26 protein-coding genes are annotated in these 18,008 nt (G+C 72.6%); 15 read left to right on the top strand and 11 right to left on the bottom strand.

Features of this window, described 5'->3' with window-relative positions:
* Positions 1-2: 2 nt before the first annotated feature.
* Together E0504_RS21615 and E0504_RS21610 are read right to left on the bottom strand one after the other, a co-directional pair.
* The gene (locus tag E0504_RS21615) at positions 3-1,121 is read right to left on the bottom strand and encodes a site-specific integrase (RefSeq protein ID WP_131625775.1); all 1,119 of its coding nucleotides are present in this window, start codon (positions 1,119-1,121) and stop codon (positions 3-5) included.
* 74 nt (positions 1,122-1,195) lie between these two features.
* The gene (locus tag E0504_RS21610) at positions 1,196-1,912 is read right to left on the bottom strand and encodes a helix-turn-helix domain-containing protein (RefSeq protein WP_165938572.1); all 717 of its coding nucleotides are present in this window, start codon (positions 1,910-1,912) and stop codon (positions 1,196-1,198) included.
* 124 nt (positions 1,913-2,036) lie between these two features.
* On the opposite strand from E0504_RS21610, the gene E0504_RS21605 reads away from it, so the two are divergent.
* The 13 genes from E0504_RS21605 to E0504_RS21545 all read left to right on the top strand — a co-directional run bounded on the left by E0504_RS21605 (position 2,037) and on the right by E0504_RS21545 (position 10,169).
* Complete coding sequence (locus tag E0504_RS21605) at positions 2,037-2,267, top strand: AlpA family transcriptional regulator (RefSeq protein ID WP_207974578.1); 231 nt, start codon at positions 2,037-2,039, stop codon at positions 2,265-2,267.
* The gene (locus tag E0504_RS21600; RefSeq protein ID WP_131625772.1) at positions 2,267-2,518 is read left to right on the top strand and encodes a hypothetical protein; all 252 of its coding nucleotides are present in this window, start codon (positions 2,267-2,269) and stop codon (positions 2,516-2,518) included. Before E0504_RS21605 ends, E0504_RS21600 begins: the two co-directional genes overlap by 1 nt.
* Entirely contained in the window at positions 2,515-3,354 is an 840-nt protein-coding gene (locus tag E0504_RS21595; RefSeq protein ID WP_131625771.1) for a bifunctional DNA primase/polymerase, read from the top strand. The genes E0504_RS21600 and E0504_RS21595 overlap by 4 nt, the downstream gene beginning before the upstream one ends.
* Positions 3,351-5,000, top strand: a complete 1,650-nt coding sequence (locus tag E0504_RS21590; protein ID WP_131625770.1) for a hypothetical protein — start codon at positions 3,351-3,353, stop codon at positions 4,998-5,000. Before E0504_RS21595 ends, E0504_RS21590 begins: the two co-directional genes overlap by 4 nt.
* Before the next feature lie 284 nt (positions 5,001-5,284).
* A complete protein-coding gene (locus tag E0504_RS21585; RefSeq protein WP_165938571.1) occupies positions 5,285-5,836 on the top strand; it encodes a hypothetical protein in 552 nt (183 codons plus the stop codon).
* Positions 5,833-6,024 (top strand): hypothetical protein, encoded by a 192-nt coding sequence (locus E0504_RS21580; protein WP_131625768.1) that lies wholly within the window; start codon positions 5,833-5,835, stop codon positions 6,022-6,024. Before E0504_RS21585 ends, E0504_RS21580 begins: the two co-directional genes overlap by 4 nt.
* The gene (locus tag E0504_RS21575; RefSeq protein WP_131625767.1) at positions 6,021-6,344 is read left to right on the top strand and encodes a hypothetical protein; all 324 of its coding nucleotides are present in this window, start codon (positions 6,021-6,023) and stop codon (positions 6,342-6,344) included. The genes E0504_RS21580 and E0504_RS21575 overlap by 4 nt, the downstream gene beginning before the upstream one ends.
* 152 nt (positions 6,345-6,496) lie before the next feature.
* Positions 6,497-6,688, top strand: coding sequence for an HNH endonuclease (locus tag E0504_RS51340; RefSeq protein WP_207974577.1), 192 nt, complete (start codon positions 6,497-6,499; stop codon positions 6,686-6,688).
* Between the two features lie 172 nt (positions 6,689-6,860).
* Positions 6,861-7,802: a DUF5131 family protein gene (locus E0504_RS21565; RefSeq protein WP_131625765.1), complete on the top strand. Its 942-nt coding sequence runs from the start codon at positions 6,861-6,863 to the stop codon at positions 7,800-7,802.
* A gap of 33 nt (positions 7,803-7,835) precedes the next feature.
* On the top strand, positions 7,836-8,216 hold the full coding sequence (locus E0504_RS21560) for a hypothetical protein (protein WP_131625764.1): 381 nt from the start codon (positions 7,836-7,838) through the stop codon (positions 8,214-8,216).
* A gap of 207 nt (positions 8,217-8,423) precedes the next feature.
* Positions 8,424-9,047, top strand: a complete 624-nt coding sequence (locus E0504_RS21555) for a hypothetical protein (RefSeq protein WP_131625763.1) — start codon at positions 8,424-8,426, stop codon at positions 9,045-9,047.
* Positions 9,048-9,135: 88 nt separating this feature from the next.
* Positions 9,136-9,354, top strand: coding sequence for a hypothetical protein (locus E0504_RS21550; RefSeq protein WP_131625762.1), 219 nt, complete (start codon positions 9,136-9,138; stop codon positions 9,352-9,354).
* The gene (locus E0504_RS21545) at positions 9,351-10,169 is read left to right on the top strand and encodes a hypothetical protein (RefSeq protein ID WP_131625761.1); all 819 of its coding nucleotides are present in this window, start codon (positions 9,351-9,353) and stop codon (positions 10,167-10,169) included. The genes E0504_RS21550 and E0504_RS21545 overlap by 4 nt, the downstream gene beginning before the upstream one ends.
* 710 nt (positions 10,170-10,879) lie before the next feature.
* Here E0504_RS21545 and E0504_RS21540 read toward each other — a convergent pair.
* A complete protein-coding gene (locus E0504_RS21540; protein WP_131625760.1) occupies positions 10,880-11,341 on the bottom strand; it encodes a hypothetical protein in 462 nt (153 codons plus the stop codon).
* A 648-nt stretch (positions 11,342-11,989) separates the two neighbouring features.
* Between E0504_RS21540 and E0504_RS21535 the strand changes: the two genes are divergently transcribed.
* A complete protein-coding gene (locus tag E0504_RS21535; RefSeq protein WP_131625759.1) occupies positions 11,990-13,018 on the top strand; it encodes a hypothetical protein in 1,029 nt (342 codons plus the stop codon).
* A gap of 56 nt (positions 13,019-13,074) precedes the next feature.
* On the opposite strand, the gene E0504_RS21530 is transcribed toward E0504_RS21535, so the two are convergent.
* The 3 genes from E0504_RS21530 to E0504_RS21520 are packed head-to-tail and all read right to left on the bottom strand — an operon-like array spanning position 13,075 to position 13,729.
* Complete coding sequence (locus tag E0504_RS21530) at positions 13,075-13,257, bottom strand: hypothetical protein (protein WP_131625758.1); 183 nt, start codon at positions 13,255-13,257, stop codon at positions 13,075-13,077.
* Positions 13,254-13,475 carry a hypothetical protein gene (locus E0504_RS21525; protein WP_131625757.1) on the bottom strand — a complete coding sequence of 74 codons (222 nt, stop codon included), beginning with the start codon at positions 13,473-13,475 and terminating at the stop codon, positions 13,254-13,256. Before E0504_RS21525 ends, E0504_RS21530 begins: the two co-directional genes overlap by 4 nt.
* Complete coding sequence (locus E0504_RS21520) at positions 13,472-13,729, bottom strand: hypothetical protein (protein WP_131625756.1); 258 nt, start codon at positions 13,727-13,729, stop codon at positions 13,472-13,474. Before E0504_RS21520 ends, E0504_RS21525 begins: the two co-directional genes overlap by 4 nt.
* Before the next feature lie 149 nt (positions 13,730-13,878).
* Between E0504_RS21520 and E0504_RS21515 the strand changes: the two genes are divergently transcribed.
* The gene (locus E0504_RS21515) at positions 13,879-14,112 is read left to right on the top strand and encodes a hypothetical protein (RefSeq protein ID WP_131625755.1); all 234 of its coding nucleotides are present in this window, start codon (positions 13,879-13,881) and stop codon (positions 14,110-14,112) included.
* Between the two features lie 267 nt (positions 14,113-14,379).
* Here E0504_RS21515 and E0504_RS21510 read toward each other — a convergent pair whose 3' ends face one another.
* The 5 genes from E0504_RS21510 to E0504_RS21490 are packed head-to-tail and all read right to left on the bottom strand — an operon-like array spanning position 14,380 to position 17,981.
* Complete coding sequence (locus tag E0504_RS21510) at positions 14,380-16,476, bottom strand: FtsK/SpoIIIE domain-containing protein (RefSeq protein ID WP_207974576.1); 2,097 nt, start codon at positions 16,474-16,476, stop codon at positions 14,380-14,382.
* Positions 16,473-16,691, bottom strand: a complete 219-nt coding sequence (locus E0504_RS21505) for a hypothetical protein (protein WP_131625754.1) — start codon at positions 16,689-16,691, stop codon at positions 16,473-16,475. The genes E0504_RS21510 and E0504_RS21505 overlap by 4 nt, the downstream gene beginning before the upstream one ends.
* The gene (locus E0504_RS21500) at positions 16,688-17,398 is read right to left on the bottom strand and encodes a hypothetical protein (RefSeq protein ID WP_131625753.1); all 711 of its coding nucleotides are present in this window, start codon (positions 17,396-17,398) and stop codon (positions 16,688-16,690) included. The genes E0504_RS21505 and E0504_RS21500 overlap by 4 nt, the downstream gene beginning before the upstream one ends.
* The gene (locus E0504_RS21495; protein WP_131625752.1) at positions 17,395-17,676 is read right to left on the bottom strand and encodes a hypothetical protein; all 282 of its coding nucleotides are present in this window, start codon (positions 17,674-17,676) and stop codon (positions 17,395-17,397) included. The genes E0504_RS21500 and E0504_RS21495 overlap by 4 nt, the downstream gene beginning before the upstream one ends.
* Complete coding sequence (locus E0504_RS21490; RefSeq protein ID WP_131625751.1) at positions 17,673-17,981, bottom strand: hypothetical protein; 309 nt, start codon at positions 17,979-17,981, stop codon at positions 17,673-17,675. Before E0504_RS21490 ends, E0504_RS21495 begins: the two co-directional genes overlap by 4 nt.
* Positions 17,982-18,008: the final 27 nt, after the last annotated feature.

The following is an 18,008-nucleotide window of genomic DNA, read 5'->3' as shown; positions in this document are numbered from 1 at the left end:
GATCAAGAAACGGCGGACGTGCCCGACAGCAGCGCGACCACGGCATCGGCCGCGGCTACGGCGGCCCCCTCGACGAGGTGGCCGTACAGGTCGGACGTCGTCTTCGTCGAGGCGTGGCCGACGAGCTTGGACACGACCGGCAACGGGATGCCGACCGCGATCAACATGCTCACGGCGCCGTGGCGCAAGTCGTGAAGCCTGACCCGCGGCAGGCCGGCCGCCGCCGCCAGCTGGCGGAACCGGTGAGACACGGCGGGGGGTTTGATCATGCGCCCGATCTCGTCGCAGAAGATCAGGCCGTTGTCCTCGTACACCGAACCGGCCTTCAGCCGCTCGGCCGCCTGTGCCTTCCGGTGCGCCTTGAACGCGGCGATGGTCTCGGCGTCGAGGACCGCCACCCGATCTTCACCGGCCTTGGTTTTCGGCTTGCCGACCACGACCTTGCCGCCGGCCAGCGTGACGGCTTGGCGCACGGTGAGCTGGCCGGCGTCGAGGTCGACATCAACCCAGCGCAGGCCGATGCCCTCACCGCGCCGGAGTCCGAGCACCGCGTACAGGCGCCACAGCAGCGCGTCCCGCTCCCCTGCGACCGCCGCCAGGAACACGGACGTCTGCGCCGGAGTCCACGGCGAGACCTTGGGGGTGTCCTTCGGGGGTAGGTTCCGCTTCCCATAGTGTCTGGCCGGGTTCCGCGCGATCTGCTCTCGTTCCTCGGCCTCGCCGAGCGCGCTGGACAGTACGGCCAGGATCGAGTGCAGCGACGTCGGGCCGACGTCGTGGGCCTCGTCTTCGGCGATCTCGTCGAACATGTGATCTAAGTGGGCGATCCGCACATCGCCCAGACGCACGCCCCCGATGTGCGGGATGACGAACTTCTCCAGCCGCCACGTGTAGTCCGAGATGGTGCCCGGCCGGAGAGTCCGGGCTTTCCGCTTCAGCCAGGCGCGCAGGTAGTCCTTCAGGGTCTCGCGGGACGGGTCGACGAACGTCCCCTGTGCGACCGCGGCGACCTGGCCAGCGAGGAAGTTGTCCGCCTCGTCCGCGGTCCGGAACCGGCGCTTGCCCTGCCTGCGCTTCCCGTCGAGGCCGGGCGGTTTCTCGTATCGGACGAGGTACCGCACCCGGTGGTTCTTGGAGTCCTTCCGGCGACAGCTCTCCGGTTCCTCACAGGGGCACTCGCGGTGCCGTGAGCCCTTCACACGCACTCGCCCCCGATGCGCTGTTCGATCTGCTGAGCCAGCTCCCGCGTGATGTGTCCGCGGTGCGCCTGGCGCTCGCCGGGCTCCAGGTCGCCGAGCGCGGCCACCCGCGCGTCCCGCTCCTCTGTGAGCGTGTGACCCCACAAGCGATCGGCTGCGCGCAGGACATCCTTCAGGCCGACACCGAGACGCTTCGCCAGGGCGTCATCCGCCTCAACCGGGATGACGCGGCCGTGAACCCGCGGCCTGACGGGGGCCGACTTGTCGGGCGCGACGAGCACCCGGTCACGCGCTCCGATGCCGGGCGACTCCGACTCGCCGCGTAGCGACGCTCGCAGTCCAGAGCGGCTCTGCTGCGCCCGTGGCGACAAGACAACGTCGCCGTCGCCAGCAAAGAACTCGGCCACCTCGACGCCGAACGCATCGGCCAGTAGCCGAAGGGTTCCCATGTCGACCGTCTCGCGGGCCCCTCGTTCCATCGCTGCGACTCGGACCCGCGTCCACGGCAGGCCGGACCCGCGGCAGGCCAACGCAGCCTCGTGCTGCGTGAGCTTTCGATCTTCCCGAATTCGCCGGAGGTTCTCGCCCACGACCTGGCCGACGGTGGCTCCTGACGGATCGGCGCCGGGGTCCAGCACCGGGATGCGCTCACTCCGGAGCAAGCGCGGGACGGCATCGGTCGTCACCTGTCCCTGCCGGTCATCAGTTGGCATGCACCGATAGTCGCACGTCGTCTGCTCGCTTGCCGAACACACCACCCATCGGTTACGTTCGCCATCGTTCGGTCGATGAGCGATCATTCGACCATCCAACGGCGATCGGATGAAGGGGTGGATCGTGGCGAAAGAGACGTGGCACGAGGGCGAGATCAGGGGGTTGGGCGCCCGGACCGATCTCCGGACCGCCTGCGACATCCTCGGGATGGGCCACACCGCCGGCTACCGCATGGCGAAGAACGGCACCTTCCCGGTGCCGCTCATCAAGGTCGGTCGCAGCTACGTGGTGCCCGTGGCGCACCTGCTCGATCTGCTCGGCCTGTCCCGCGGGTCGGAGATGGCCGCCGCCTGATGGACGCCCAAGCAAGAAGAGGCCGCCCCCGGCAGGGCGACCTCTCCACGGATCAGCGGTCGGGCGACGGCATAACCCGCGCACAGCGTAACCCGTCTCGCGCGGACGTCGAGGTCGCGCGTCTCCGCGCGCGTCTGCGCCGCCTGGCCGCCGCCGCGGGCCGGCCGTTGCGCTCCCGCCTCGACGAGCAGCAGCACCTGGCCACGCGCCGGGCAGGCGAGCTCGCCCGGATGAAAGTCGTGGGCGAGTGATCAGCGAGACGGGCCGCGGCGCTCTGGACCTGGCCGCCCACGGCATCTTCGTGTTCCCGGTGCCGCCGGGCACGAAGCGGTCCTACGTGGCGTGGGGTTCCGAGGCGACCACCGACCCGGCTGTCATCGACAGGTGGTACTCCCGGTGGCCGCTGGCCTCGGTGGGTGCGGCCTGCCGGCCGTCCGGGCTGGTGGTGGTCGACGTCGACGGCCCGGCCGGGGCGTCGTCGTGGTTCACGCTGCTGACCAAGCATCCCGAGACGCCGGCTACGTGGACCGTGACGACCGGCCGGGAGAGCGGCGGCCGGCACTTCTGGTTCCGGGCGCCGGACGGGGTGGAAGTGCCGAACTCCGCCGGCCGAGTGGCCCCCGGCATCGACATCCGCGGCAACGTCAACGCGGGCGGCGGCGGCCACGGCGGCATGGTCGTGGCCCCGCCGTCGCTGCACCACTCCGGCCGCCGCTACGAGTGGGGCCCGGTGCAGACGCTGGCCGCCCTGCCGGAGTGGGTCCGGGCGCTGGCGGCGCCGCCGAAGCCGGTCCGGTTCGCCCGGCCGGCGCCGGTGGGCGCGTCCCCCAACGGCCTGTTGGCCTCCCTGGTGCAGGTCGTCATGGACGGCATCAAGGGCACGGAAGGCAAGGACGGAATCCCGGGCGACGTGAATAACCGCCTGTACTGGGCCGCGTGCCGCGCGGGCGAGCACGTCGACGCCGGCCGCCTGACCAAGCACGTGGTGGTGGCCGCGCTGACCGGGGCGGCCGAGGCGAAGAACCTTCCCACGGGTGAGGCCGCGCGGACGATCCAGTCGGGTCTGGGCCGGGAGGTCCGGGCATGACGATCAGCGAGGAGACGCGCAAGGTCGTGGCCGACGCCACCGGACAGCCATACATCGAGATCTCGGCCGAGGCCGCGTCGATCCGGGTTCTGCGCCGGGCGATCGAGGACAACGAGATCCCCGATCTGTACGTGACCAACGGCGAGGTCGTCCACCTCGAGCGGGTGTCCGGGGACATCAGCACGCCTCTCGGCCTGGCCGACCCGCCCCCGTTGCCGTACGCCCCGACCGTGCTCACCCCGCCCGGGTTGGCGTCGGTGCTGGCCAGGCACGCCTACGTCTACCAGACCAAATCCGTGATGATCAAACGGGGGAAGAAGGGGAAGGACGGGGCGCCCGACGAGCCGCCGGTCTACGAGGACCGGGAGGAGGAAGTGGTCCCGCCGGCGCGGGTGCTCGCCGCGGTGCTGTCGGGCCGGTACTGGCCGGGGGTGCGTCCGCTGCTCGGCATCGTCGGCTCGCCGGTGCTCCGGCCGAACGGCAGCCTGTTGCAGACCGCCGGGTACGACGGCGTGACGGGCTTGTTCTACGCCCCGAAGGTCGAGATCCCGTTCGTTCCGGCGCGGCCGGACCGCGACGAGGTCGCCGAGGCCCGCCGGTTCCTGCTCGGTGACTTCCTCGGTGGGTTCCCGTGGGAGTCCGCGGCCGACCGGGCAAACTACATCGCCTTGCTGGTGACCAACATCCTTCGGCCGTACGTCCGGGCGGTGACGCCGTTCGGGATGATCACGGCCACCACGCAGGCGTCCGGCAAGACGATCCTGTCAGAGGGGATCGGCCTGCTCTACGGCCAGCGCGTTCTGCCGTGGCCCGAGGCCGAGGCCGAGATGCGCAAGGCCATCACGGCCGCGCTCGGCGAGCCCGCGCCGGTGCTGGTGTTCGACAACCTTCGTGAGGGCACCGCGGTGGACGCGCCGGTGCTGGCACAGCTCATGACCGCGCCGACCTGGTCTGACCGTCGTCTCGGGACCAACACCACGGTGACGATGGCCAATGATCGTCTGTGGCTCGCCACGGGTAACAACCTGCGGTTGGGCGGGGACATGGCCACCCGGACCGTGCTCGTGCGCCTGGACCCCAAGACGCCGCACCCCGAGGAGCGGACCGGGTTCACGATCCCGGGCCTGGACCGGTGGGTGAAGGACCCCGCGAACCAGCGGACCGTACTGCGTCACCTCCTGGTGCTCGTCATGGACTGGATGGCCGCCGGGGCGCCGCGCTCCGAGCACGTCATGCGGCAGTTCACCCCCTGGGCGCAGGCCGTGGGCGGGTTCCTCGCTCACCACGGGATCGATGGCTTCCTGGGCAACGTCGAGGACGTCCGGGCCATGGATGACGAGGACAGCGAGTGGGAAGTCTTCCTCGCCCGGTGGGTCGAGCTGTTCCGTGATCAGAAGGTCACCAGCAACACCGTCCGGAAGTCCGCGGACATCGACATGGACGGCGGCGGCCGGCCGGTCGACCGGTGGGAGGGACGGTTCCTCACCGACGACGCCGGTCGGACCGTCAACGCCATGTCGCTCGGCCGCCGGCTCCGGGGGCAGGTGGGTCGGTTCCACGGACAGCTCGTCCTGCGCCGAGGCAAGGACACCCACACGAAGTCGACCTTCTGGTGGGTCGAGACCGCCGGCGGCGATGCCTCGTGAGCGACCTGCACGCGCTCAACACCGCGCATGAAGTGCCGCAAGCACCGCAAGTACCGCGCGCACCCGGTCTGACCTGCACAAACGGGTGCAGTGCACCCGCTGGCGGAAGTACCGCAGAAGTACCGCGGGAAGTACCGCAGGCCGCCGCGCCATCCACCGCAAGTACCGCCATGTACCGCAAGTACCGCAACCCGATCATGAGCATTTTCGCAGGTCAAAGACCTACTTGCGGTACTTGCGGTACTTGCGGTACTTCATCGCCGGTCCAGCAGAGGAACGCTTTGATGACGACCCCCACCCCCGCCGGGATCGGACCGGCCGCGGTCGCGCTCTCCGACTTCCTGACCACCATCACGCCGGCGGACCTGGCCGCGATGCGTGGCCACCTCGACGCCCTTGTGCCCGGCTTCCTGGACCAGGCGGACGCTGCCGCGGCCGAGGTCGAGGGACAGATGCAGCAGCGCGCCGCCGGCGCCGGCGCCCTGTTCCGGCGGGCGACCGCCGACGAGGTCCCCGAGTGGGTTCGGGTGGGTGCCGCCGAGGCCCTGCTGATGTTCTGCACGGGCAGCGCGGTGACGTGCCGGCACTCGCCCGACCCGGCGCGGCCGGAGCCGGTGTTCGCCGCGGCCTGGCGGCCGGGGGTCATCTCGTGCGCCGCCTGCTGCGGGTACCTGTTCCGCCTCTCCGGCGACCGGGACCGCACGTGCGACCAGTGCGGTCGTATCGAGCGTGAGCGCGGGATCTACCCGTGTCAGACCGCGCTGGGCTTGGTCAGCTTCCGGTTCGGGCTCTGCCACGACTGCCGGCCCGACATCACACCCGAGGCCACGCCGTGACCGCCCCGACCATGCCGGTCGTCACGGTGACGACCGCCCGTCAGCTTGTCGACGCCGGCGCGTGCACCCCCGGGTGCCTGCTCGCCGCGGTGCCGGTCGCCACCTGCTCGTGCCGGTGCGCCGGTCGCCATCACGGCGCCCTGGCCGACGTGCCGGTGTCCGTCGAGGCCGAGCGGGCCGCGGCGTGAGCGGCCCGCCCACCTACGGCAACGACGCCGGCGCCGTCGGCCGGGTGGTGGCCGCCCGCGCCGGCGCCACCGTGCGGCGCCACGTGCCGGACCGTGACGGCCGCCTCGAGGTCCTGGCCGCGCTCGGCCTCCCGCGCGATCTGGCCGAGGACCCCCCGCCGCCGGCGGGTGTGGCCGCGGGCTATGCCGCCCTGGCTGCCTCGGTGCTGTCGGTCGACGAGGGCCAGGCCCTCGAGGACGGCGTGACTGCGCTTCCTGCTCGTCGCCGGCCGGGCCGCCGCGGCGGGCGTCGACACAAGGTGCCCGGGGGTGCGTCGTGACGGTGCGGCCGTGCCTCGGGACGTCGGAGCGGGAGTGCTCCGCGCTGGTGACCAACGGGAACCGGTGCCGGTCGTGCGCCGCCGCGACGCAGCGCGGGAAGCGACAGCGGCGGCCGCGAGTGGCCTCCGAGGACGCCCGCCGAGCACAGGCCGTGACCGATCACGTGGCCCGTAACGGCGAGTGGTGCCCGGGGTGGGGTGACCGCGCCGCCCACGTCGCGCTCCGGTCCGACCTGACTGCCGACCACGTGACGCCCGTTGCCGCCGGCGGCCGGGAGGACGGCCCGCTGACGGTCAGATGCCGCGCGTGCAACTCGGCCAAGGGCGCGCGGGTCGCGCCATGACCAGGAGACCGGGCCCGGACACGACAGCGGCCCCGCGTCGTGCCTACGCGGGGCCGCCAGATCGAACCAGGTCAGGACCCATGATCGCACGCCCTGAGCCGATCACGGGCATCGACCGCAACCAGACCTCGGCGCCCGTCTCGGGCGCCGCCACTCGGAAGGACTAGATCACATGTCGTGGAACGACTGGGAGCTTTCGTACGGCTGCGAGCGCGTCAGCCCCGGCTGCGACGGCTGCTCGGCGATCGGTGCGGTTGACCGGTTCAGCAAGCGCAAGCCCTCCCGGGCGAGCCAGCGGTCCGGAAACCCCGCGCGCAGGAACGACAAGCCGTTCGAGGGCCTCATCCGTCGCCGTGAGGGTGGCGGGCTCGACTGGACGGGCCGCGTCAACCTGCGCCCCGGCGAGATCTCGAAGCCGCTGCACCGCAAAGAGCACACCCGCTGGTTTGTCTCCGGGAACTCGGACCTGTTCCACCCGTCGATCCCTGACGAGTTCCTCGGCGACGTGTGGGCGACGATGGCCGCGACGCCGCACCACACGTATCAGCTCCTCACCAAGCGGCCCGCCCGCGCCCGCGCGCTGCTGAACCGCTGGGCCGAGGCCGGCTGGACCTGGCAGGGCACGGACGGGGCCTGGCACGGCCCGCTCGACGGCCCGCTGCCCAACGTCTGGGTGGGTACCTCCGCCGAGGACCAGAAGCACGCTGACGTGCGCATGGCGCACCTGCGCGCGACGCCGGCCGCGCTCCGCTGGGTCAGCCTGCAACCGCTGCTCGGCCCGATCGATCTCGACCTGACCGGCATCGGCTGGGTGGACGTCGGGGGCGAGATCCTTTCGGGGGCGAGGAAGGGCCGCAGCGGGGATGACGCCTGGCCCCGGCCGCTCGAGCTCGAGTGGGTGCGGTCGATCCGTGACCAGTGCGCCGCGGCGAAGGTGCCGTTCGCGCTCAACGAGCTGGGGTTCCGGTGGGCCGCCGAATCTGACATCGAGCGCCCGGACCCGAGTGGAAAGAACCCGTTCGAGTGGCCCCGCGACCTGCGCATCCGCCAGTTGCCCGAGGGCGTCCAGCTCATGGACCGCGAGAAGGACGAGTTCCTCCGCAAGTACTGCTAGCGCCCCGGTCTCCCGCCTAACGAAAGGACTCCCATGGTCGCCCTCGACGAGCTCGTGAGCGTCATCGGCACCGATCCGGAGCGTCTGCACGGTGCCTACCTGGCCGAGATGGCGAAGGACGAGCACCACCGTCACGGCGGCCTGGTGAACGAGCTCCGGCGCCTGCTCGGCGCGTGGCCGTACCCCGACACCCCGCCCGAGCAGGTGCTGGCGTTCGTCGGCCGCCCCGGGTGCCCGCCGCTCACGGTCCTGATCGACCGGGAGGCGTCGAGGCCGGAGCGGTACCGCCGGCCCGCGCTCGTCGCCGCGCTGCGCGAGCGGGCCGCCGAGGTCGGCCAGGCGCACGCCGCCGCGCTGGGGTCGGCCTGGCCGCGGCCGGCGGTGGTCACGGGAGGCCTGTTCCGTGCCCGTTGACCACTACCGCTGGCCGACTCTCGCGGAGCGCCGCGGGCGCCTGGGCGCCCTGCACGGGCCCCGTCCGGGCGAGCCGATCCCGCTCCCACCACCGCTGCCGTACCGCCGGCCGGTGGTCCCTAAGCCCCGGGTCGTGGCCGACCCGGTTCCCGCACCACCCGCGCGCCGTTGGTGGCGCCGGGCCCGACTCAACAACGGAGTGTGATCATGTTCGACACGTCGATGATGCCGCCGCCGCCTCGGCCGGCCCGTCCGATCCATGTCGACCCCGCCCTGATCGACGAGGTCCGGGCGGCCACGGCCATGGAGCGCCGCCGGATCTACAACGCCTGGAAGGACGACGCCGGCCGGATCTACATCACCGAGGTGGAACCGCGCCGGACGTACGTGTGGTGCCCGCCGGACGCCCCGGACGCGCTCGGGCAGACCGGCCTGTTGTACGACCGGATGCGGTCGTTCGGCAACGCCCAGCCGGGCCGTAACGCGAAGATCTTCTTCGACCCGGCGGAGCGGTGGCACGAGCCGTGGACGGCCGCCGACCTCGACCTTGAGGCGTCGCGGCTGCGGGAGAAGCCGGAGGCGCGCAACGTCCGCGGCGAGGACGGCATCGTTCGGCCCAGCTATGGCGAGTGGGTGGGCTCCGACCCGGTCCGTGCCCGCGCGCTGTGGCTGCACCTGGCGCGCGCCCGGAAGGTGGCGCCGGGGGCGGTGATCCACCGGGAGCCGTGGGCCGGGTGGGCCCGGAAGGTCATCTTCTCCTCGGACTGGGTCGCGCCGAGTGAGTTCGGCCTGCTCGACCGCGACCCCGCCGGCGAGCCGGTCGCTGCCTGACCCTCGGCAACTCCCGGTGATCGGCCACGGTCCGTACCCACTGCGGGCCGTGGCCGGTCCCGGGCCATCTCGACAGGAAGGACAGACGATGACCAGTCCACGACGGTGGACGGAGGCCGAGGCGGCCGAGCTGCTCAACGCCACGTTGTACGGGCCCGCGGCCAGACGCCACGAGCGGGTGCGGGACGTGTTCGCGGGGCGGGACACCGCGACCGTGAGGGCCGCGTTGGCCGCCGCCGACCGGGCCGCGGCCGGGCAGGGTGTCCCGCTGGTGAACGGGGGCGTTCTCGAGCGGGTGTTCGGGTGAGCCTGCTCGACGCCGTCGCGTGGCCGGAGCTGCTGCGCACGATGGTCGAGCGGGGGGAGCTGGACTGGTACGAGGGGATGGTGGTCTTTCCGCCCCTCACGAGGCACCACGGGGCGTTCGCGCGCGCGGTCGTTCGGCATGGTGACCTCGGTGCGCGTCTCGCGTTGCGTGAGCACCTCGGCGACGTGGTCCAGGGCGACCGGGTCGGGTCCTGGCTGTACCAGGCCGCGCGGGTCGCCGACGTCCGGACCTCCCCGGGCATCCTCATGACGCCCCGCCACGGCCGCCTGGTGCCCACCTACGCCGGCGGCCCCTGCCACCTCGACCCCCGCCTGCCGCCGCTGCACCACGTCGAGGCGGTGCGTGACCATGTGCAGCGTGACGGCCGCGCCCTGGTCGTGGTCGTGGTCGACCTGGCCGGTGAGGCGGCCGGAGTGGCACGGAGCCACGTCACCCTCACCACCAGCCGCGGCGACGAGGTACCCGCCGCCCTGGTCCAGCTCGACCCCGCATACAACGCGGCGTACGTCTGGTTGCACGAGCTGGGGCACCTCGTCGACGACGATGTGACCGCGGCCGGCCGGGAGTACTACGCGGACGCGGTCCGTGCCCGGCTGCGCGGACTGCCTGACGTCACCCTCGACGAGCTCGACGAGGTAGCCCGGGAGGCCGAGGCGGACCGCGCGGCGTATATGGCCCTGATGACCCACGGCGCGCAGCAGGGTGCAGTGGTCGAGGTGGGCGAGACGCTGCCTGCGCCGACGCTGGCGGAGTTCGCCGCCCTGCCCGTGGTCGAGGCGATGCAGGTCGCCTGAGCAGGACACAGGACCCCCACCCCTCGTAGCAGGGGGGTGGGGGTCCTCGCGCGTTCACGGGGCTGTGTGGGCCGTACAGCCCCGTTCGCGCGGTGCCTGGTGTTGGTGGGTGGGCGACTCGACCCGAGTGCGGTGGAGCCGAGGGGCCCGGTAGGGCGAGGGACCCCCGCCTGCCCCGAGCGGGGCGGGGTGAGACGAACCCCCTCCCTGCCCTGGCTACGGGGAGTCATGACGGCAGGGGGGTTACGGTGCGTGGTGGGCAAGGGTGAGCAAGGGTGGGTGCCACACCCCGTCGCTGCTACCCCGAGTAAGCAGGGGTCGAGCCACGGAAGACACGATGTGTGACATCGATGATCGATCACTCTGAGTCGATGACGACTCAGCGTTACAGCGAGCTTGGGAGTGATGTGACGGATCGTGGCCGCTGGGCCTGTCCTGGTCTACGGAGGGTGGCCCCGGCCCCCCGCCCCCCTCAGGTCCGTTGGGCCGCCAGGGCCGGACCCATCCTTATGCTTCTCGACCCCCGCGCGGGTTCCCAGGTCGCATGATCATCGCCGGCCGTCACGCATCGTGACGGCCAGCGGGTGTCACCCACGGTGACGCCCCGCCCGGGGGTCACTGTCCGTCACTCGGGTCGAGTCACCCAACGTGACGTCCGTCGGGGTGGCTCGGACGGTCCGCCGGCCGCCCCGATGTCACATGCAGTGACATCACGCAGGGTTGTCGACCGCCCGGACGCCCCTGCCCGGTCGCCCGGCGCCGTCCACGGCGCGTAGTCGCGCGGCAGGGTGCTCGGCGACGTCGGCCGGGACCTCCTCGACCACCGCCCACCGGAGCTTCGCCATCGCCAGCGGCGACAGCCCGAACCGGTCCTCGACCTGGCGGAGCTCGCCGAGCAGGGCGGCCGGCGCGTCGCCGGTCTCGCAGTGCACCGCCAGGCGGACGTAACGCGCGAGAACGGCACGCACGCCGTACCCGAGGGCCTCCCACGCGACCGCCTGTGGCGACGTCCACAGCAGCGCCCAGCGTTCCGCCTCGCCCTCGGCCTGCGTGGCCAACGGCCACGCGGGAGGCGGGCCGGTCTGGCCGGCCGCGGGTAGGTCGACCGCGAACCCGCCGCCGGCCGCCTTCCGACGCTGGCCATCGCGGTACTTCGGTAGTGGTCCGGGCATGGTGACCTCCTCGGGCTGGACATCACCCAGTGTCCCGGACGAGCCGCTGAGACGGCCGTAGAGCGCCGTTCGGATACCGGCGGGGGGTGACGGCCGGGCCGGGGGTTTGACCGGCTTGCCCCGGGGCAGGGGCCAACCGGGGCGCCGGTGGGCCTACTGCAAGGGGATGCCGGCATGGCCCGCGGCACCCCGCCCGGCCGCCGGCCCTGCTCTGCCGAACTCGGGACCGGCGGTCAGGAGACGTTGCCCCCGGCGCCGTCGGCGTCCCGCGGTGCTGGGGGTGGTCCTCCGTCCGGGGCGGAGCTGGCGATCATCCGCACACCGGGCGGGACCACCGGCCCGCCGGCCATCCCCGGCGGGTCGTGGCCGTTCTGGGGGCCGAGAACGGCGCCCTGAGATGGACGGAGACGGCCGAATCCGTCCGCGCTGGTGTGGTGGGTAGGGTCCGCTCCGGCTACGATGATCGTCGACACCCGCGCCACGGTCCTCCGCAGGGAACCGCGCGGGTGTCGCCTTTTTGCTCCGACACTGGTGACAGGCCGGTCACGCTGGCGGGATGATCGGCGCCATGCGGAGGATCACACGGGGGTCGACTCGATCCCGCAGAGCACGGACACTCGATCCACAGTCCTACCTGCGGAGGACACGATGGATCACGCCCTACCCCTGCCCGGAAGCTCTGGACTACCCAGGGTCGACCGGCGCCACTTCATCGCACTCGTGCTCGCCGGCACAGCCGGTGTCGCCCTGGACGGTGTCCCGATGAGCCGCCTGTCGGCCGACGGACCGGCCCTCACCCTGGCCTCGGTGCAGCGCACCGTGTCCAGCCTCGCCGCCACCTTCGACACCACCGCGCCGAGCAAGGTGGCGCGGGTACTCAAGGGCGCCGAGCACTCCCTGATGCCCGTGCTGACCGACAACCTTCCGGCGTCGATGACCCGGGATGCCCGGGTCGCCTACAGCCAGGTACTCGCCATGTCCGCGACCGTGTCCAGCGCGCTCGGCGAGCATGCCGACGCCGCCCGGACGGCGGACATGGCCGCATCGCTGGCGGTCGAGGCCGGTGACGCCCAGGCGGCCGGGCTCGCGTGGGCGGTCGCCGCTGGCGCGCTGGCGAAGCAGGACGGCCGGACACGGGCGTCGCTGGACATCGCCCGCCGGGCCCGCGCGGCGGCCGGGAGCACGCCGGCCGCGGTGGTCGCGCTGCTTGAGGAGGCATCGACCGCGTCCCGGTCCGGTCAGGCCCACATCACCCTCGATGCGGTCGTGGCCGCAGAGGAGACCCACCGCCGCCTCGGTGACGATGTGTGGGGCACCCCCGGCTACCCGCTGGCGACCTACCACCCGGTCTCGGTGCTGATGTACGGCGGGTTCGCGCTCACCCGTGCCGGGCTGCACGACGAGGCCGCCCCGCGTCTGGCCGAGGCGGGCGACCTGCTCGCCGGCCGGACGTCGGTCGGACTGCGCACGTTCGTGTGGCTGGGGCAAGCTCAGGCCGCCCTGGGAGCCGGTGACGTCGACAACGCACACGCCTACGCGGCGCTGGCGGTCGAGCTGGCGCAGACCAGGCCCACAGCCGGTGTGGTGGCCACGATTCACAAGCTCAACCGCGACCGGCCCGGCGCGTTCACCGACCTCGTCGAGCAGGTTGACCGGTGGGGGTTCAGCGTGGGCTGACTCCGCCCGTGCCGCGGCCCGCACCCTCCGAGGATGCGGGCCGCTACGTCGGTCGATCAGGCGCCCGCCGGCGGAGCCGACTCCCAGCTCAGGATGTGGTCCGGGGGGTCGTCCTCGAGCGTCTGCGTCCACGTGAGCCGGGCGCCCGCCGGCACCTGCTCGACGAGCAGGGCGAGCAGGGCGTCCCGGGTGATGCCGGCGGGCACAGGGAGGTCCAGGACCCCGCCGGGCCCGGTCACATCCGGACCCTGGGCACCTGCGCAGGGAGCACCCGGAACGCGGTGATGCCGTCTTGCCGCGCCCACTGCCGGGCCGCCGTCTCCGACGCGAACGGGCCAACGATCCTGGCCGGCTCGCCCTGCTCGTCGAGCAGCAGCAGACCGACGAGCACCACCGGCCGGTCCAGCACTGCCGAGGCGCGGTGCCGGGCCGCGTCGAGATGCAGGTGCGCGCTCACCGCTGCGGCCTGGTGAACGTCAGCAGCAGCCGCCCGCCCTCGACGGCCGCGCTGGTGAGGACGGACGCGATCGGGGTGTGGATCGCGAGCCGGTCGACGAGCCGGCCGGCGCTCACCCCGATGTCGGCCATCACGTCGACGGTGCCGTCGACGTGGCTCTCACGAATCCTGAACCCGGGCTCGTCGAGTCGCGGTGCGCGCGGGACGGCGGCGTCGGGGGCCTGGTCGTCTTGCTCCGGGGATGATGTGGTCACGGGTCGGTCCTCCATACAGGGTCGGCCACAGAGCCCCGTCGGTGTGCATACCGGCGGGGCTCGCGCGTTTCCGGCACGGTAGCGCGTCAGTGAACCTATGCACAGTGCAGACATCGTCAACGTAGGTTCCCGCCCCACAGTCCGAACCTATGGCCAGCACCGGAGAGCACGACGACTGCGCCCGCCCGGGAGACCTGGTCACCTTCGGAGACATCCGGGCGTGGCTGGGCGTCGGCCGCACCCGCGGCTACACGATCACTCGTGATCGGGACTTCCCCGCGCCCTGGTTCACGAGCACCGACGGCACGGTCCGGCTGTGGCGCAGGACGGATGTCGAAGTCTGGCTCGACGCGAACCGCCCCGGGTGGCGTGAGCAGGGCTGAACCGCCCGCGTGGGAGTTCAAGTCCCTGTAGGGACACAACCCCACGGAGCGCGCCGGGACATAGAACGGGGCCGGCGGATTGGGTGGTTCAGCGCCCGCCGGCCCCTGCACATTCCAACCCCACAGAGAGGGATCGGCACACCCTATCGGTAGCGGAACGGGCCCGCCCCCGGGATGGGGACGGGCCCGCCTTCTGCGCCCTCTACCGGCCTTACCTCGCAGATCAGGGGCCTCTACGGCACCCGCTACGCGGGTAGAGAGGGACCTCTACATGCCGGCGCTCGCACCGACCGGGGTAGACGGGGCTCCGCCTACCGGCCGGGCGGCGAGGACGTCGGGCGGGAGCGCGCCCTCGACGTCGGAGCGATACCACCCCGCTCGGTTCTCGCCGTCGATCTTGACCTGTTTGCGGGTGCGGTTCACGCCCGCGTCCTCCAGCTCGGCGGCGAGCCGGGTGCCGTCCCAGTCGCCGTAGACGTCCTCGTCGAGGTTGCGCAGCTCGACGAGCAGGTCCTCCGTCCAGATCCGGGCCCGTTGCCCGAAGGCCTCGAGGACGTCACCGATGACGGCCGGGACGACGTAGCCGACTGCTGCGGCGGCCGCGGGGATGTCGCCGCAGGCCTGCCCGGTGAGGGTTCCTTCGGCCAGGCGGAGCGCGCGGCCACGCTGGCAGATGACCTCAAACTCCGGGTTGTCGAGCAGGTCGGCCTTCACGGTGACGAACGACGCCGGGCCGGTCACCAGCACCCCGACGCCCTTGTGTTCGGCCGAGAGCACCGAGGCGTCCGCTCCGGCGCGCGCCTTCCCGTCGCCGAGCACCATGTCGGATGAGGTCCGGTCGGTCACCTGTGTCGAGTACCGGAAGGTGACGATCTCCCGAAGCTTGGTCGGGACCGACTTCGCGTCGGGCCGCTGGCTCGCGTAGACCGGCATGATCCCCGCGGCCGGGCCGCGCCGGGCGATCCGGGCCAACTTCCCGATGATCCGTTGCCGGTCCTTCTCCTCCTCGACGGCCTCGAAGTACTCCTGCAACTCGTCGATCACCAGCGGGATCAGCGGGAGGTTGTACCGCCGCATGATCTCCGGGGTGAGCTTGCCTTCCGGGCACAGCGACGCGGGCAGGCTCGCGAGCAACGCGAACCGCCGCGACATCTCCGAGATGAGCTCGTCGAGCATCGACTCGAACGCGGCCAGGTCGTCAGGATCGGCACCGGAGACGTAGCGGTGCGCGACCTGCGCCATGGCCCGGAAGTCCGCCCCGCCCTTCCCGTCCGCCAACCAGATCTGCACCCACGGGTCCAGCACGGCCGCGGCGACGAGCAGCCGCATCGAGAACGTCTTCCCGCGCCGCGGGAGGCCGCCGAAGAACGCCGACTGCCACAACAGCAGGATCTCGACGCGGTTCCCGCGGGCGTCCTGCCCGAACGGCACCGCCTTCCAGAAGTCGAACCGCTCGACGTCGATCAGCAGGGACGGTGTCGGCGGGCCGAGATACGGATCGTCGTCGGCCACCCACAACGACAGCCGCCGGCCGTGCCCACCCTCGTGGGCCCGCACGCGGGTCATGAGTAGCTGGATCTCGTCGACACCGAGCTCGGCCGCGATCGTGGGGAGCTTCCCGATCGCGTCCGCGGCCGTCTTCCCGCCGCCGCGGGGGAGGTCGAGGACGGTCTCCCATCCCCGCCCGTTGCGGTCGCGCACGACCGGAGCGCACAGCACGAGCCCGGTCTGACCCTTGAGGAGACCAGCCGCGCGGAACGCCGCGTCGAGGTGCTCGGGCGCCAGGTCCCGGTGCACATCCGGTTCGATGCCGGGCGCCAGCAACTCACCGGCCGCCAGGCGGCGCCGCCCGGCCAGACCGGCCGCGCCTACGGCGACCGCGCAGGAAAGGGCGGGAACCCACTCGCCCACCATCGCCGCGGCGGCCACCTCGACGATGCCGGTCGTGCCCGCGCCGGCGCCGGTGAGGAACCAGCGGACCCGCCGGTGCTCCCGGACCACGAAGACCTCTTTACCGAGACGGCCGGTCTGCGGGTCGCGCAGCTCGACGGCCAGGTCCTCGGCGCGGACCCAGGACCACCAGAACCGCCCCGCCCGCCACGTGCCGCGCAGCACCGCGACCGGGCCACGCCACGTCGACCGGGCCGCCGCCCGCCCGGCCAGACGTGCGCCGTGCCGCGCCGTCGCCCGACGTACCGCCCGATCCGTCGTCCATGCGGGCAGACGGATCGGATCAACCAGCGATCCGCCCGACACCGCACGTGCCGCTGGCTCCTCGACCACCGCCAGCGACGCGGAAGCCGCCTGGGGAACCCACGGGCCGGGAACGACGTCGCCCACGAGCTCCACCTGTTCCGCCGTCACCGGACACCACCGTCCGGGAGCACCACGACCGACGCCCCCAAGGGGCGGATACCAGCCGCTCCCGAAGCGGCCGCCTCGACCCGCTCGGCCGCATCCACGAGCACGCACACGAGCAGACCGGCCGCGCGCACGACGAGCACGACGGCCGCCAGGACCACGAGCACGCCGGCGCACCACAGCGGGAGGGACCGCAGATCCGCACGGATGCCGTTCATGCCGCCACCGTCTTCCGCAGGTCGCCGAGGTACCGGCGCGCTGTGGACGGAGCCAGGCCGGCGACCGGGGCCAGGTCCGCGGCGAGCTGCCGTTCCGACCGGGGGTCGTCCGCCGGCAACTTCGCCACGAGCTCGGCCAGGACGTGCCGGCCGGAGCCGCGCGACGTGGCACCGGTACCGGCTGCCGGTGGCTCCGGAGCCGGCGGTGGTGCCGGCGCGGTCACGGGCTCCGGCGTCCGCTCCGGCACCGGTGCCACCTCGACGGCCGCCGGTGCCACCTGCTCGACCGCCGCGGTGTGCGACCGGGTCGCCTTCAGCCCGGCGACGCATCCGAACGCCACCACGACCCACACGGCCATGGTCGGCCGCCAGACCCCCGGCTCGCCGGCGAGCCGGCCCGTCACGGGATCGCGGTCGGCCAGCGCCGCCGCCAGGTTGCACGCACCGGAGAACACCACCGCGGCGACGAGCACGATCACCGGCATCACGAGACTTCCCCCGTGGTACTGCCGGTGGCGGATCTCCAGAATCGCCGCGACCGCCATAGCCTCACCGGTGCACGCGAGCAGGACAGCCGACCACGCCGGCTGACCCGCCCACACCGCCAGTTCCACGATGTGCGCGAACGCCACAGCGAACACGCCGGCGCCGAGCAGCGCCGGGAGCGCCATCACCAGGAACCGCTCGACCCATCCCGGGGCCTTCACGCCGCACCCCGCTTGGGACGCTCGGCACGGACGGCCGCGATCAGTTCGACGACCACGTCGAGGGCATCGACCACACCGGTGGTGAACGGTGCCGTCCGGTCGTCGAGGGTGGCCAGGAACTCGCGGTGCAGACGCTCGGCCTCGGAGTCGCCGGCCGGGGACTCCATGTGCGCGATCATCACGTCAATGGCCGCCGCCGCGCCGTCCCCGTAGGGGCCGTCTGCGTCGAGCAGGTGCCGGACCGCCAGACCGGCGCGGTGCACATCCTGGGCGGTCATCGGGTACCCGCCGTCCGGGCCGCGTGGGCGGCGTCCAGCTCGGCGAGCCGCTCGACGTACGCGCGCCGCGACGCCAGCATCGCCTGCACCCGCATCGCCGCGACGAACGTGTGGCCCGCCGCGAGCGCCGCCGCCAGGGCCTCGATGTGCACGGTGGTGATGGCCAGCTCGGCGCGCGCCGCGTCGAAGTTGGCGCAGCTGGCGAAGTGCGCCCGTTCTTCGGCCATCTGCTCGGCGGTCGGCTCGAGGTCGGCGGCGGGGATGACGGGCGCGGGACCGTGCCCGTCTGGGATCGTGGGAACCACGACTTGGCCTCCTGTGTGAGCAGGGGT

Source organism: Parafrankia sp. BMG5.11 (genome assembly GCF_004337455.1).
The sequence above is the reverse complement of the archived record's forward strand: the minus strand, read 5'-3'. Positions and strand labels throughout refer to the sequence as shown.

What these genes read in the sequence shown, in the direction of transcription:
- E0504_RS21550 (WP_131625762.1), top strand. Translation starts at nt 9,136, where the DNA reads ATGACCAGTCCACGACGGTGGACGGAGGCCGAGGCGGCCGAGCTGCTC.
- E0504_RS21495 (WP_131625752.1), bottom strand. Translation starts at nt 17,676, where the DNA reads ATGACCGCCCAGGATGTGCACCGCGCCGGTCTGGCGGTCCGGCACCTG.
- E0504_RS21540 (WP_131625760.1), bottom strand. Translation starts at nt 11,341, where the DNA reads ATGCCCGGACCACTACCGAAGTACCGCGATGGCCAGCGTCGGAAGGCG.
- E0504_RS21590 (WP_131625770.1), top strand. Translation starts at nt 3,351, where the DNA reads ATGACGATCAGCGAGGAGACGCGCAAGGTCGTGGCCGACGCCACCGGA.
- E0504_RS21565 (WP_131625765.1), top strand. Translation starts at nt 6,861, where the DNA reads ATGTCGTGGAACGACTGGGAGCTTTCGTACGGCTGCGAGCGCGTCAGC.
- E0504_RS21610 (WP_165938572.1), bottom strand. Translation starts at nt 1,912, where the DNA reads ATGCCAACTGATGACCGGCAGGGACAGGTGACGACCGATGCCGTCCCG.
- E0504_RS21535 (WP_131625759.1), top strand. Translation starts at nt 11,990, where the DNA reads ATGGATCACGCCCTACCCCTGCCCGGAAGCTCTGGACTACCCAGGGTC.
- E0504_RS21515 (WP_131625755.1), top strand. Translation starts at nt 13,879, where the DNA reads ATGGCCAGCACCGGAGAGCACGACGACTGCGCCCGCCCGGGAGACCTG.
- E0504_RS21560 (WP_131625764.1), top strand. Translation starts at nt 7,836, where the DNA reads ATGGTCGCCCTCGACGAGCTCGTGAGCGTCATCGGCACCGATCCGGAG.
- E0504_RS21585 (WP_165938571.1), top strand. Translation starts at nt 5,285, where the DNA reads ATGACGACCCCCACCCCCGCCGGGATCGGACCGGCCGCGGTCGCGCTC.
- E0504_RS21555 (WP_131625763.1), top strand. Translation starts at nt 8,424, where the DNA reads ATGTTCGACACGTCGATGATGCCGCCGCCGCCTCGGCCGGCCCGTCCG.
- E0504_RS21600 (WP_131625772.1), top strand. Translation starts at nt 2,267, where the DNA reads ATGGACGCCCAAGCAAGAAGAGGCCGCCCCCGGCAGGGCGACCTCTCC.
- E0504_RS21505 (WP_131625754.1), bottom strand. Translation starts at nt 16,691, where the DNA reads ATGAACGGCATCCGTGCGGATCTGCGGTCCCTCCCGCTGTGGTGCGCC.